The organism is Flavobacterium sp. UM26, from assembly GCF_057922445.1.
In genome coordinates, this window is sequence record NZ_JBVHCY010000007.1 from 141981 (window position 1) to 155464 (window position 13484).

Consider the following 13484-nt stretch of genomic DNA (forward strand, 5'->3'; position numbering starts at 1 on the left):
TTATCTTTAATTGGTTTCAAATGATTTTTTCAAACTATAATACAACAGCATTCCAGTAATCTCATTAGTATAATTTATAGAGGCACTAAACAAATGTTCATTGATAAAAGTATTGTAGATTTCTTGGGTTAATACAAGTCTGTCATTTTTAGTATTATAGAGTCTAATCGTTATTTTATAAAATTGGTGGGATCCTAAGTTTAGGTTTGATGTTTTAATTTCGGATTTGAGTTCTTTAATTTTTGCATACGTATTGGTTAACAATTGAACCAAAAAAATTTTGTGATCTTCCAATGTTGTTGTTTTCTCTCCTTTGAGCGATTCATAACTTGAACTAAAATAGTTGTATTTATTTCTTTCAAAGCCAATCAAAATTGGAGGTTTAGAATGAATAACCGTACCCTCAGGAGCATTGTTTTTGATAAAAGCAAAGCCTTTGTTTTGTAATTCTTCTGCTTTTGAGAGTTCAGTTACTTTAAAGTCCTTAGGGATAGCAATTTTCCAATCAAATAGATTGCAAATAAATACATTGTTTTCTATTCTTCCATTGGCAACTTCTTCTATGATGATACCTTCGGGGTCAATATTTAGAACGTTTTCTTGTGAATAAACAAGAGTAGTGTAACAAAGAAGGAATATAAATAGGAGTCTATTCTTCATTTGCAATAGCTTTCAAATTAATAATGCCATCGCCTGTAAGATCAGCGACATGTTTGGTAATTTTTTCAATATCCCAATCCCACCACTTAAGTTCTAAAAGGGTTTCGATTTTTTCATCAGTGAATCTTTTTTTAATCACTTTTGAGGGGTTGCCACCAGCAATTGAGTATGGAGGAACATCTTTGGTTACTGTTGTATTGGCCGCAATTATGGCACCGTCACCTATTGTTATTCCTGGCAAAATTGTCACATTGTAACCAATCCAAACATCGTTGCCTACTATTGTGTTTCCTTTGTTGGGATAGGTTTTGTCTTTCATAGCATTTTGCCAATCGTGTCCAAAGATGGCAAAGGGATACGAGCTAATGCTTTGGGTTAAATGGTTAGCTCCGTTCATAATAAACGTTACATTAGAGGCTATCATACAAAACTTACCAATAATCAATTGGTCTCCAATAAAATCAAAATGGTACTTTACATTTTTTTCAAAATTGGCCACATCTTCAAAATCATCATAATAGGTGTAATCTCCAACGATAATGTTGGGATTGGTGATTATGTTTTTTAAAAAGCATAATCTAGTGTAGTTTTCGAGTGGAAATTTTTGATCTTTATTAGGATATTGCATATAACTCTTTTGGAATCGCTTTTTGAATACTTTTTATTTTAGATTTTTTTTGAAAAAATCAATGGTTCTTGTCCAGGCTAGAGTGGCTGCTTTTTCATCATATCTTGGTGTAGTATTGTTGTGGAAACCGTGATTCACATCGGGATAGATGTAAGCGGTATAAGCGACTTTATTTTGTTTTAAAATTTTTTCATAAGCGGGCCAACCTTCATTAACTCGTGTATCTAAGCCTGCATATTGTATCAAGAGCGGTGCTTTTATTTTAGCGGCATCTTCTGCGCTAGGTTGACCACCATAAAAAGGTACTGCTGCTCCTAATTTTGGTATACGAACTGCCATCATATTGGCAATCCATCCGCCAAAACAAAATCCTACCACTCCTACATGTCCATTACAATCTTTATGATCTTTTAAAAATTCATAGGCAGCAATAAAATCTTCGAGCATTTCCTCACGGGTACGTTTTTTTTGTAATTCACGACCAGCATCATCATTTCCAGGATAACCTCCTAGTGGACTCAAAGCATCGGGTGCTAATGTGATAAAGCCTTCTAGGGCTCCTCTTCTTCCTACGTCTTCAATGTAGGGATTTAAACCTCTATTTTCATGAACTACAATAATACCTGGTAGTTTTTTCTTTTTGTCGGTTGGTTTAGAAAGTAATCCTTTGATTGTTCCGCCTCCTTTTGGAGAAGGGTAGCTAATCATGGCTGATTCTAATCTTGGATCATTGGCTGCAATAGTTTGAGTGTCTTTATAATTTGGGGTCATAAAATTGAGTAGTGTAGGGACAGTCAAACTTCCTACTGCAAAAAGGGATAGTTTTTCTATAAATTGCCTTCTTTCAATTTTGTTATGGGCATAATCATCATATAAATCAAAAACTTCTTGGCTAATGTCTGCTTTGGTGATTTCTTTCATAGTTGGTTGTTTTTTTGTTATGTAGGTTTTATTTGTTGAGTAATAAATCTATGACTCCAAGAGTTAAGGCGGCTCCAATGTTATTAGTTCCGTATGGGTTAAAAGAATCTATTTTTGCCCCTCTAGGATACATTACATTTTGTGGAATATAAAACGATTTACTGTATTTTGCTTCTTGATTTTTTAAATAAAAACTATCGTTCAAACCGCTGGCGGGATTATACACATTCAACGAATAGGGCGTAGTATGCGTTTTGAAACTAAGATTCGGATAAGTAAATCGGATGCTGTTGTAATTTGAGAACGCCAATTTAGGCTGAAAAGAGGCTGCAGGAATGGGCATTTTGAGCTGCTGAGCATTCATTTGAAAAGTAGCAAATGCAATTATGAAAAATAGTGTTCTCATAGATAGAAGGTTTTTGCTCATAAAAATAACTTTTTTTTCGCTTCCTTATCGATTGATTATAAATTCTAGTGTTATTTATTTATTTTTATTGCATTAAAAATAAATAAAATACTGTTTTTGGTATATAATCATCAAATTTTATGGCACTTTTTCAACGATTGAATTCCAAGTTAACCCCTATTATCAATACTGGATTTGGAACTAATGCAACTATTAACGGTAAGCGTTTTTTAAACAAAGACGGAAATGCCAGAGTGAAACGTTTGGGGCTTTCATTTTTTGAAAGTAGAAGTTGGTACCATACGTTATTAGATTTGCCTTCTTGGAAGTTTCTAGGTTTATTGTTGTTGTTTTATATTGGTATTAATTTTGTTTTTGCTTGTTTGTATTTTGCCATTGGAATAGAGTATTTAAACGGAATTGCTACTACTCAAAGTCAATTCGAGCAATTTGGACAAGCTTATTTTTTTAGTGCACAAACTTTTACCACGGTTGGATATGGTCATATAAGTCCCGTTGGGTTTTTAACCAGTTCGCTCTCTGCTGCCGAAGCTTTAATTGGTTTGCTCAGTTTTGCAATAGCAACTGGGTTGTTTTTTGGTCGATTTAGTAAACCTAGAGTCTATTTAAAATTTTCTGATAATGCCATTATTGCGCCGTATCAAGGCGGAACAGCTTTGATGTTTAGGCTGGCGCCTTATAAAAACACCAATTATCTCGATACTGAAGTCAGCGTTACTTTGGGATTGAGCATAGAGGAAAACGGTGTTTTGACCAATAAGTTTTACACTTTAGATTTAGAAATTAACAGAGTCAATACACTCGTATTGAGTTGGACTATTGTACATCCTATTACCGATAAGAGTCCTTTATATCAATTTACGGCTCAAGATTTTGCAAATCTACAAGGAGAAATTTTAGTTTTTGTCAAAACGTTTGATGATATGTATAGCACCACGGTAGCAACAAGAACGTCATATATATTTCCAGAAGTTGTTTATGGAGCTAAGTTTAGATCGATGTTTGAAAGTAGTGCTAAACACACCCATACCTTAATTCATTTGAATCAGCTCAATGATTTTGAAAAAGTAACTTTATAATTACACTTTTTTTATTGTTTATCGAAAAAAATATTTTACTTTTGTTTAATAAATTTTCAAAAACAATGAACAATATTAAAAATGTATTCAGCATCAAAGACCTAGAGAATCTCTCGGGGATTAAAGCACATACGATTCGTATTTGGGAAAAACGATACAATGTTTTGCAACCTATGCGAACGGATACAAATATTCGTTTATATGATCTTCATAGTCTGCAAAAATTATTGAACATCACCTTGCTTCATGATTATGGATATAAGATTTCGAAAATTGCTACTTACTCAGAGGAGAAGATTCCATCCTTGGTTCGAGAAATTATTACCACAAAAAATGCAAACAATCATGCCATTAGTGATTTCAAAATGGCAATGATGAACTTTGACCAAGATTTGTTTTTTAAAACGTACGATTGGTTAATTGCAAAAAAGACATTCAAAGAGGTTTTTTTGCAAGTGTTCGTTCCTTTGATGAATGAATTGGGTTTATTATGGCAAACTGACACTATTACACCAGCACATGAGCATTTTGTGAGCTATTTGATTAAACAAAAATTACTAATTAATATTGAGCAATTACAAACGCAGCCTGTACAACATCATGATAAAGTATTTGTATTGTCTTTGCCAATGAATGAAATTCATGAGCTAGGTTTGATGTATTTACATTACGAGATTTTGTTACAAGGCTATAAAACGGTTTATTTAGGAGAAAGTATGCCTATTGACAACTTAAAAGTGTTGAAAAACAATTTTGCTCCCATTGTTTACATTACTTACATGACTGTGCAACCAGATCGTGAAGCTATTGATAATTACGTATCTACGATGGAGTCTGATTTGTTGGGTGATGGAACGAAATTATGGTTTATTGGTCGTTTAGTAGATAACATCAATAAAGATAAAATTGCTCAGGATACGAGAGTTTTTGAATCCATTACAGAATTGGTAGATGCCATTTAGCCCTTCTAATTAAGCCCCTTACTAAACAATGAAAAAAATTACAATTATTGGTTCAGGTTTCTCTGCTTTATCCGCCTCTTGTTATTTGGCCAAAAGCGGCTACGATGTTACTATTTTTGAGAAAAATGCAACAATTGGCGGAAGAGCAAGACAGTTAAAAGCCGAGGGTTTTACTTTTGATATGGGCCCTAGCTGGTATTGGATGCCTGATATTTTTGAACGCTTTTTTGCCGATTTTGGGAAGAAGACCACAGATTATTATGAGCTAATCAAACTGTCACCAGCCTACCGTGTATATTTCGGAATCAATGATTTTATAGCCATAGCCGATAACTTAGATGCAATAGCCCAAACTTTTGAAGCAATAGAAAAGGGAAGTGGCAAAGTTCTTAGGTCATTTATGGCCGAAGCTCAAAGTAATTATGATATTGCTATTAAAGATTTGGTATATCGCCCTGGTGTTTCTCCTTTAGAATTGGTTACTACAAAAACAGCTCAGAAAGTTGGACAGTTTTTTAGTAATATCAGTCGAGATGTTCGCAAAAAGTTTACCAATCCAAGATTGATTCAGATTCTTGAATTTCCAGTCTTGTTTCTTGGAGCCAAACCTTCAGATACGCCTTCGTTTTATAGTTTTATGAATTATGCAGACTTTGGTTTAGGCACTTGGCATCCTAAAACAGGTATGTTTGATGTAGTTTTAGCTATGGAAAGTTTGGCTAGGGAAGTAGGAGTTAAATTTGTTACCAATGCAGCCGTAGAAAAAATTGTAGTCGAAAACAAAATTGCCAAAGCGGTTGTCATCAACGGACAAACCATCACCTCTGATGTAGTCTTGAGCGGTGCCGATTATCATCATACAGAAACTTTATTGGATAAAGAGCATCGAGCTTACTCAGAAGCCTATTGGGAAAGTCGCGTTTTTGCCCCTTCCTCATTATTGTTTTATGTAGGTTTTGATAAAAAAATAGAAAATATTTCTCATCACGCTTTATTCTTTGATGTTGATTTTTACCAACATACCAAAGATATTTACGATGAACCGCAATGGCCAAAAGAGCCTTTGTTTTATGCCAATTTTCCTTCTCTTACTGATCCAACTGCAGCTCCGGAAGGAATGGAATCTGCTTTCTTTTTAGTACCCTTGGCTCCCGGAATTAATGATACTGAGGAATTAAGAGAACAGTATTTTGATAAAATAATTGCTCGTTTTGAGCAACTTACGCAACAAACTGTAAAAAATAACATTATATTTAAACAATCGTTTTGCAAAAATGATTTTGTGTCTGAGTATAATTCTTATAAAGGGAATGCATACGGAATGGCCAATACTTTATTGCAAACCGCTTTTTTGAGACCAAAATTGAAAAGTAAAAAAGTCAAAAACTTATATTTTACAGGACAATTAACCGTGCCAGGTCCAGGAGTACCTCCTGCTTTAATTTCAGGTAAACTAGTGTCAGAATTAATTAATAAACAATTTTCAGTAGCGTAAATTATGAAGCAATTATTTGATGAGGTATCTTTTAAGTGTAGTAAATTAGTAACCAAAAATTACAGCACTTCCTTTTCGCTGGCGGTATATATGCTAGCTCCAAGTATTAGAGAGGACATTTACAGTATTTATGGATTTGTTCGTTTTGCCGATGAAATCGTAGATTCGTTTCATGGTTTCGAAAAAGAAAAATTAATCAATGATTTTGAAACCGAGTATTACAAAGCTTACGAATCAGGAATCAGTTTGAACCCTATTTTGAATGCCTTTCAAATCACAGTCAAACAAAATAATATTTCAGACGATTTGATTCAAGCATTTCTCAAAAGCATGAAACTCGATTTGGTAAAGTCAGACTACAACACCAAGTCAGAGTACGAAGAGTATATCTATGGTTCAGCAGATGTTGTTGGACTAATGTGCCTAAAAGTTTTTGTACGAGGCGACGAAGAAAAATACAATCTTTTAAAAGACGAAGCCATGAGATTAGGTTCGGCTTTTCAAAAAGTAAATTTCTTGAGAGATTTAAGAGATGATAATTTAGTGCTAAATCGCAATTATTTCCCAGGTGTAGATTTGAAATCTTTCGACGAAACCGCCAAAAAAGCAATCATTGCCGAAATTCAAGAAGATTTTAGAATTGCAAGAGAAGGAATTAAAAAATTACCACTCGAAGCTAAATTTGGAGTGTTTACAGCTTATGTGTATTACTTAAAACTCTTGCGTAAACTCGAAAAAACACCTTGTCACAAAATTGGAACTGCTAGAATCCGTGTGTCAAATTATTCAAAAGCGGGATTGTTGGCACAGTCATTTGTGACCTACAAGTTACGAATGGTCTAGCCCAATAGCATTTAATTAAAAAAAAACGTAAGTACTATGCTTAATTTTTTCATTTTTCTAGGAGTTTTTTTATTTATGGAGTGTGTGACTTGGTGCACCCACAAATTCGTGATGCATGGTTTTATGTGGTATTTTCACGCCGATCACCATCAACCCAAATACGCACATGTATTCGAACGCAACGATATTTTCTTTGTCATTTTTGCCATTCCTAGCATCATTCTTTTTTATTATGGAGTAGAGGGCGGACTCAATTACAAGTTTTTCATAGGGCTAGGCATTCTATTTTATGGAATTTGCTACTTTTTAATCCATGATGTTTTAATTCACCAACGTTTCAAGTGGTTCAAACACACGAACAACAGATATTTAATCGGACTCAGGAAAGCTCACAAAGTACACCACAAACATTTGGGCAAAGAGCATGGCGAATGTTTCGGAATGCTATTCGTACCCTTCAAATATTATAAAATGTAGTTTTTGGGCGTGCCCCCCGAAACACGAATATACTAACAAAACGACACTCCAATCGGGGGTCGGGTCATCCATTCCCGCTTTTTTAATTTTTTTATAGCTTAGGGCTTAAACCCTAAGCTATAAAAAAATTAAAAAGAGCTCCATTACTACCCCTCACGCAGGGAAATCAACACCATTTATCGCATACATTATGAAAGTATATAAATTAGAAACTGTTCAAAACATCAATGCTACACTTGACGAATGTTGGAGCTTTTTCTCTAGTCCACAAAATCTGCAAAAAATAACGCCATTGGATATGGGGTTTCAAATCGTAGATTTCGATGGTAGAACCGCCTATCCAGGTCAAGTGATACAATACAAAGTGTCGCCTTTAGCAGGAATAAAACTAAGTTGGATGACCATCATTACAGCCGTAAAAGACAAAAGTTATTTTATAGATGAGCAGCGTTTTGGTCCCTATACGTTGTGGCACCACAAACATTTCTTTGAAGCCACCGAAAACGGTGTAAAAATGACCGATGTGGTTCATTACGCCCTACCTCTAGGTTTTTTAGGTCGCATTATGAATTTCCTAGTAGTCAAAAATAAACTAAAAACAATCTTCGACTACAGAAGAGTAGCAGTAGACCAACTTTTTAATGCAAAATAATGACTGCCCAGCCTGTTACTGTTTTTTGGTTCCGTCGCGATTTGCGGTTAGAAGATAATGTAGGCCTATATCAGGCGTTACAAAGTGGCTATCCAGTACTTGCTGTTTTCATTTTTGATGATGCCATTTTGGAACATTTGCCCAAAGACGATGCTAGAGTCACTTTTATCTACGAATCACTTTCGAAAATCAACGAAAAATTAGCCGAATTTAGGAGTTCTCTTTTGGTAAAAAAAGGAAAAACCCAAGATGTTTGGCAACAATTAATAACCGAATTTGAGGTCAAAGCGCTTTTTTTCAACAAAGATTATGAACCCTATGCCATAAACAGAGACCAACAGATTACTGAATTGTTAGCTCAAAATGGCGTAAAAGTTCAGGCGTTCAAAGACCAAGTCATTTTTGAAGAAGCCGAAATCACCAAGGCCGACGGTTTGCCTTACACGGTTTACACGCCCTATAAAAACAAATGGTTAGAAAAATACAAAACAATAGCACCCGTTACTGAGCACGAAAAGACAGTTTTTTCAGAAAATTGGTTGGCTAGTTCCTTCGAATTTCCTTCCTTGTCTGCTATTGGTTTTGAAACGAGTAGCATCAAAGTCAAACCCCACAATTTGACTAAAATTGCAAATTATCACGAAACCCGTGATTTTCCAGCATTAGATACAACCTCTTATTTGTCGCCACATTTGCGATTTGGTACTGTTAGTGTTCGAAAATTAGTGAATTGGGCAGCGCGTAAAAATGACGTTTTCTTGAGCGAACTCATTTGGAGAGAATTTTTTATGCAAATCTTGTATCATTTCCCCAAAGTAGTCCAACACAATTTTAAATCAGCTTACGACGGCATACAATGGCGTAATGATGAAGCCGATTTTCAACGCTGGTGTTCAGGAACGACAGGCTATCCAATGGTTGACGCAGGTATGCGCGAACTCAATGCTACGGGTTATATGCACAATCGCGTGCGTATGGTGGTAGCAAGCTTTTTGTGCAAACATTTGTTATTACCTTGGCAATGGGGCGAAGCCTATTTCGCTCAAAAACTCTTAGACTATGATTTGTCTGCCAATGTGGGCAATTGGCAATGGGCAGCTGGTACAGGTTGTGATGCTGCTCCATATTTTAGAGTGTTCAATCCCGATATTCAATTGCAAAAATTTGATGCCAAAGGCCATTACATCCGAAAATGGATTCCTGAATTTGATTTAGGCTACGGCGCACCTATGGTGGAACACGATATGGCAAGAGACCGTGCTATTGCTACTTATAAAGCTGGGATTTTGAAGTGAATACTTATTTTAAGTGATAATTAATTCCGCAATTTAGAATAAAAACAAATAAATGATTAGTTTTGCATCATGGAAAAAAGGTTTTTTGTGCTACTACTTGTTTTTTTTGGACTCTTTTGTGTTCCAATGAAAGGCTATGCTTGTACTAAAACTAAATCGACTCATAAAATCAGTACTACAAAATGCGAGTCTTTAAAAATACAAAAGCAAACGTGTTGCGAAAATCATTCAAACAAGAAGTCTAATCCATGTTCAGGAAAATGTGGAAGCACCAAATGCATAACTTCTTGCACTTCATTTAATTTATTTCTAAATATTGAGTTTACATTTGAATCAAGCATCTTTGAAAATTTTATTCAAAAAACCACTTTTTACTATGTAGATCCTTTCGTTTCTTCAGCTCATATTTCTATTTGGTTACCCCCAAAAATATTATAATTTTTTTGTTCCTAGCCATAGGTCTGTTTTCTTGAGAATGGACATTTATGAAAAAAAATAGTATTATATCTAAATAGAAAAAAATGAAACAAACATCAAAAATGTTGGTAGTAATCACTGTATTATTATCAACCGTAACTTCGCAGGCAAAACAAGTAATTCCTGCAAAAGGAACCAACCAATTTCAAAATACTAATACCGAGTCAGTAGTTGTCAAATCAATGGGTGAGGCGCAAAAAGTGGATCAGCTCACCCCCGTTTTTGATACTTATTTTACAGTTAAAGACGCTTTAGTTAGCAGTAATGGTAATGATGCGGCGGGAAGAGCAAAGCAAATGCTTTTGGCTATTAAAAGTGTTAAAATGGAAAAATTGGACATGAAAGTTCATATGGTTTGGATGAAGGTTGTGAAAGATTTAACTGAAGATGCTGAACATATTTCGGAGACAAAAGATCCAAAACACCAAAGAGATCATTTTATTACCTTGTCTAAAAATGTATATCAATTATTGAAAGTATCCAAACAAGCTACGCCTGTTTACATCCAACATTGTCCAATGGCAAATGGTGGAAAAGGAGCCAATTGGCTTAGTAAAGAGAGTACTGTCAAAAATCCATATTATGGATCAATGATGCTAACTTGTGGTAAAGTAGTGGAAACTATAAAATAATTTTAAGGCGAAATGTTTTCATTTCGCCTTATTAATTAGATGTACTATGATAGATATAAAAAAAAGGATGAGGCTACTGAAAGTCTCTTTACTGTTAATGCTGTTTTCAGTTGTAAGTTTTGCTCAAAATGTGGTTCGATATGATTTGTATGTTCGTGATACTGTAGTCAATTTTACTGGTAACCCCAAGAGAGCTATTGCAGTAAACGGTCAAATTCCTATGCCGACTTTAACTTTTACCGAAGGGGATATTGCAGAAATTTATGTGCATAATGAGCTAAAGGAATCCACCTCTTTGCATTGGCACGGTTTGTTTTTGCCCAACCAAGAAGATGGCGTTCCCAATTTGACTCAAATGCCAATTGCTCCTAATACCACACACAAATATACTTTTCCCATTATACAAAACGGAACCCATTGGTATCACAGCCATTCAGGTTTGCAAGAGCAAATAGGAATGTATGGCTCTATGATTTTGAAAAAGAAAGACGCAGACAAACAGTTTAGAAAAGGAATTGATGATTTGCCTACTATTCCCATCATTTTGAGTGAATGGACCGATGTCAATCCTAATAATGTGCATAGAATGTTGCACAACGCATCGGATTGGTTTGCCATACAAAAAGGAACTACTCAAAGTTATGCTGAAGCTATTGCACAAGGACACTTTGGTACTAAATTGAATAATGAATGGAAGCGTATGAACGCTATGGATGTAAGCGATGTTTTCTATGATGCTTTTTTAATTAATGGTAAAAAGGAAACACAATTATCGCAATTCAAGGCTGGTGATAAAGCACGCTTACGAATTTCGAATGGAGGCGCTTCTACTTATTTTTGGCTAACTTATGCTGGCGGAAAAATAACAGTTGTGGCTAACGACGGAAATGATGTTGAACCTATCGAGGTGGATCGCTTGCTTATAGCTGTTTCTGAAACCTACGATGTAGTAGTTACTATACCAAATGATGGAGCGTCCTACGAATTTTTGGCAACTGCAGAAGACAGAACGAAATCAACTTCATTGTATTTAGGAAATGGACCAAAACAATTAGCCAAACCATTACCTAAATTAAAGTATTTTGAGGGAATGAAAATGATGAATGGTATGATGAAAATGAATGGGGATTTAGATGATATGGGAATGAGTATGAGTTTGAATCAAATGGATATGAACGTAGTAATGTATCCTGAAATTACGGGTGAAGCAAAAAAAGCTACGAGTAAAAAGGCTATGAATATGTCTGAAAGTGACTATGATAGTAATGCCCTTTCCGATATTGTAACGCTCAATTATACGATGTTAAAATCACCTTCGAAAACCAGTTTGCCTAAGAATGCTCCAGTAAAAGAATTGCGTTTTGAACTTACTGGAAATATGAATCGGTACGTATGGAGCTTAAATAATAAAGTAGTTTCTGAAACCGATAAAATATTGATTAAAAAGGGCGAAAACGTTCGGATTACCATTTATAATGGATCCATGATGAGACATCCAATGCATTTGCATGGTCATGATTTTAGGTTACTTAACAATCAAGGTGATTATGCTCCTTTGAAAAATGTGGTTGATATCATGCCAATGGAAACAGATACGTTGGAATTTAATGCTAATGTGGAAGGAGATTGGTTTTTTCATTGTCATATCTTGTACCACATGATGGCAGGAATGGGTAGGGTTTTTACTTATGAAAATCAGGCTGCAAATCCTTTGATTCCCAATCCTAAATTGGCGCAAAAGCAATTGTTTGCCGAAGATCGAATGTTTCATTTTATGTCTGAAAATGACTTTGCCACCAATGGGAACGATGGAGAAGTCATGTTTAGTAATACACGATGGAGCATTGGAACCGAATGGAGATTAGGATACAACGATAATCACGGGTATGAAACAGAAACTCATATTGGGCGGTACTTGGGTAAAATGCAATGGATAATGCCCTTTGTTGGATTTGATTGGAGATACAGAAAAATGAATTTAGGACAACAGGAAAAAAATCTGTTCGGACAATCTAATACAAAAGATAACCGTTCTGTAGTAAGTTTGGGAATAGAATATGTATTACCTATGTTGGTAAAACTACAAACTGAAGTGTATTCGGATGGAAATGTTCGACTACAATTAGAACGAAAGGACATCCCAATTTCAAAGCGCTTACGAATGAATCTGATGTGGAATACGGATAAAGAATATATGGCAGGATTGCGCTATATTACTGGAAGAAATTTTGGTATTACTACACACTATGATAGTGATATGGGGCTTGGATTTGGAATTAATTTGAATTATTAAAGAGAATCAAAACTAATGGTAAAAAAACAAATGAAAATCTATATCAAAAATATGGTGTGCCATCGTTGTATTATGGTGGTGCAATCCGAGTTGGAAAAGAGCGGATTTACGCCACTTTCCGTATCTCTTGGTGAAGTAGTTTTTGAAAAGGAACTTGCTGTAAGTGACCAGCAAATTATTGCTAAAACACTTCAAAATGTTGGTTTTGAAATCATCGAAGACCAAAAAAAGCAAGGGGTTGAAAAAGTGAAAAACTTGATTATTGATTTGGTTCAAAATCAAAATTCGGCACTTAAAAACACCCTTTCCGATTATTTGAGCACCCAATTGGATTGTGACTATAAATACATTACTACTTTATTTACTGAACTCGAAGGCACTACGATTGAGAAATATTTCATTGCTCAAAAAATCGAAAAAGTCAAAGAATTGTTAGTGTACAACGAATTGACTTTGAGTGAAATTGCCTTCCAGTTGCAGTATTCCAGCGTGGCACATTTGAGCAATCAATTCAAAAGTGTTACAGGCTTAACTCCGAGTTATTTCAAAAATCTTCGCGCTGACCGCCGTATTCCCTTAGACCAAGTGAAGGCATAATTTTTATTGTTCACCTTCTGAAATTGTTGTAATTCTTTAGGATAAT

General features: G+C 35.1%; 14 protein-coding genes. 10 read left to right on the forward strand and 4 right to left on the reverse strand.

Going from position 1 to position 13484, the window contains the following annotated elements; all coding sequences use genetic code 11:
• Window positions 1-6: 6 nt before the first annotated feature.
• The 4 genes from ACZ1AQ_RS10000 to ACZ1AQ_RS10015 are packed head-to-tail and all read right to left on the reverse strand — an operon-like array spanning window position 7 to window position 2615.
• Window positions 7-660: a hypothetical protein gene (locus ACZ1AQ_RS10000; RefSeq protein WP_489632763.1), complete on the reverse strand. Its 654-nt coding sequence runs from the start codon at window positions 658-660 to the stop codon at window positions 7-9.
• On the reverse strand, window positions 650-1288 hold the full coding sequence (locus ACZ1AQ_RS10005; protein ID WP_489632764.1) for a CatB-related O-acetyltransferase: 639 nt from the start codon (window positions 1286-1288) through the stop codon (window positions 650-652). The genes ACZ1AQ_RS10000 and ACZ1AQ_RS10005 overlap by 11 nt, the downstream gene beginning before the upstream one ends.
• A 33-nt stretch (window positions 1289-1321) precedes the next feature.
• Window positions 1322-2209: a dienelactone hydrolase family protein gene (locus tag ACZ1AQ_RS10010; RefSeq protein WP_489632765.1), complete on the reverse strand. Its 888-nt coding sequence runs from the start codon at window positions 2207-2209 to the stop codon at window positions 1322-1324.
• 28 nt (window positions 2210-2237) lie between these two features.
• Entirely contained in the window at window positions 2238-2615 is a 378-nt protein-coding gene (locus ACZ1AQ_RS10015; protein WP_489632766.1) for a hypothetical protein, read from the reverse strand.
• Window positions 2616-2755: 140 nt separating this feature from the next.
• On the opposite strand from ACZ1AQ_RS10015, the gene ACZ1AQ_RS10020 reads away from it, so the two are divergent.
• The 10 genes from ACZ1AQ_RS10020 (at window position 2756) to ACZ1AQ_RS10065 (ending at window position 13438) form a co-directional block, all read left to right on the forward strand.
• Window positions 2756-3715, forward strand: coding sequence for an ion channel (locus tag ACZ1AQ_RS10020; RefSeq protein ID WP_489632767.1), 960 nt, complete (start codon window positions 2756-2758; stop codon window positions 3713-3715).
• Window positions 3716-3780: 65 nt separating this feature from the next.
• Window positions 3781-4677, forward strand: coding sequence for a MerR family transcriptional regulator (locus ACZ1AQ_RS10025; protein ID WP_489632768.1), 897 nt, complete (start codon window positions 3781-3783; stop codon window positions 4675-4677).
• Window positions 4678-4705: 28 nt separating this feature from the next.
• Window positions 4706-6172, forward strand: a complete 1467-nt coding sequence (locus tag ACZ1AQ_RS10030) for a phytoene desaturase family protein (RefSeq protein ID WP_489632769.1) — start codon at window positions 4706-4708, stop codon at window positions 6170-6172.
• A 3-nt stretch (window positions 6173-6175) separates the two neighbouring features.
• A complete protein-coding gene (locus ACZ1AQ_RS10035; protein WP_489632770.1) occupies window positions 6176-7015 on the forward strand; it encodes a phytoene/squalene synthase family protein in 840 nt (279 codons plus the stop codon).
• Between the two features lie 36 nt (window positions 7016-7051).
• On the forward strand, window positions 7052-7492 hold the full coding sequence (locus ACZ1AQ_RS10040; protein ID WP_489632771.1) for a sterol desaturase family protein: 441 nt from the start codon (window positions 7052-7054) through the stop codon (window positions 7490-7492).
• A 190-nt stretch (window positions 7493-7682) separates the two neighbouring features.
• A complete protein-coding gene (locus ACZ1AQ_RS10045) occupies window positions 7683-8144 on the forward strand; it encodes an SRPBCC family protein (protein ID WP_489632772.1) in 462 nt (153 codons plus the stop codon).
• Window positions 8144-9439 carry a cryptochrome/photolyase family protein gene (locus ACZ1AQ_RS10050; protein WP_489632773.1) on the forward strand — a complete coding sequence of 432 codons (1296 nt, stop codon included), beginning with the start codon at window positions 8144-8146 and terminating at the stop codon, window positions 9437-9439. Before ACZ1AQ_RS10045 ends, ACZ1AQ_RS10050 begins: the two co-directional genes overlap by 1 nt.
• 521 nt (window positions 9440-9960) lie before the next feature.
• Complete coding sequence (locus ACZ1AQ_RS10055) at window positions 9961-10548, forward strand: DUF3347 domain-containing protein (protein ID WP_489632774.1); 588 nt, start codon at window positions 9961-9963, stop codon at window positions 10546-10548.
• 67 nt (window positions 10549-10615) lie between these two features.
• Complete coding sequence (locus ACZ1AQ_RS10060; protein ID WP_489632775.1) at window positions 10616-12841, forward strand: multicopper oxidase family protein; 2226 nt, start codon at window positions 10616-10618, stop codon at window positions 12839-12841.
• A gap of 30 nt (window positions 12842-12871) precedes the next feature.
• Window positions 12872-13438, forward strand: coding sequence for a helix-turn-helix domain-containing protein (locus ACZ1AQ_RS10065; protein ID WP_489632776.1), 567 nt, complete (start codon window positions 12872-12874; stop codon window positions 13436-13438).
• The last annotated feature ends 46 nt before the right edge of the window (window positions 13439-13484 follow it).

Bases quoted from the DNA above. Each gene is read 5' to 3' on its own strand.
- ACZ1AQ_RS10035 (WP_489632770.1), top strand. From the start codon at position 6,176: ATGAAGCAATTATTTGATGAGGTATCTTTTAAGTGTAGTAAATTAGTA.
- ACZ1AQ_RS10025 (WP_489632768.1), top strand. From the start codon at position 3,781: ATGAACAATATTAAAAATGTATTCAGCATCAAAGACCTAGAGAATCTC.
- ACZ1AQ_RS10055 (WP_489632774.1), top strand. From the start codon at position 9,961: ATGAAACAAACATCAAAAATGTTGGTAGTAATCACTGTATTATTATCA.
- ACZ1AQ_RS10020 (WP_489632767.1), top strand. From the start codon at position 2,756: ATGGCACTTTTTCAACGATTGAATTCCAAGTTAACCCCTATTATCAAT.
- ACZ1AQ_RS10050 (WP_489632773.1), top strand. From the start codon at position 8,144: ATGACTGCCCAGCCTGTTACTGTTTTTTGGTTCCGTCGCGATTTGCGG.
- ACZ1AQ_RS10000 (WP_489632763.1), bottom strand. From the start codon at position 660: ATGAAGAATAGACTCCTATTTATATTCCTTCTTTGTTACACTACTCTT.
- ACZ1AQ_RS10005 (WP_489632764.1), bottom strand. From the start codon at position 1,288: ATGCAATATCCTAATAAAGATCAAAAATTTCCACTCGAAAACTACACT.
- ACZ1AQ_RS10015 (WP_489632766.1), bottom strand. From the start codon at position 2,615: ATGAGAACACTATTTTTCATAATTGCATTTGCTACTTTTCAAATGAAT.
- ACZ1AQ_RS10060 (WP_489632775.1), top strand. From the start codon at position 10,616: ATGAGGCTACTGAAAGTCTCTTTACTGTTAATGCTGTTTTCAGTTGTA.
- ACZ1AQ_RS10065 (WP_489632776.1), top strand. From the start codon at position 12,872: ATGAAAATCTATATCAAAAATATGGTGTGCCATCGTTGTATTATGGTG.
- ACZ1AQ_RS10030 (WP_489632769.1), top strand. From the start codon at position 4,706: ATGAAAAAAATTACAATTATTGGTTCAGGTTTCTCTGCTTTATCCGCC.
- ACZ1AQ_RS10040 (WP_489632771.1), top strand. From the start codon at position 7,052: ATGCTTAATTTTTTCATTTTTCTAGGAGTTTTTTTATTTATGGAGTGT.
- ACZ1AQ_RS10045 (WP_489632772.1), top strand. From the start codon at position 7,683: ATGAAAGTATATAAATTAGAAACTGTTCAAAACATCAATGCTACACTT.
- ACZ1AQ_RS10010 (WP_489632765.1), bottom strand. From the start codon at position 2,209: ATGAAAGAAATCACCAAAGCAGACATTAGCCAAGAAGTTTTTGATTTA.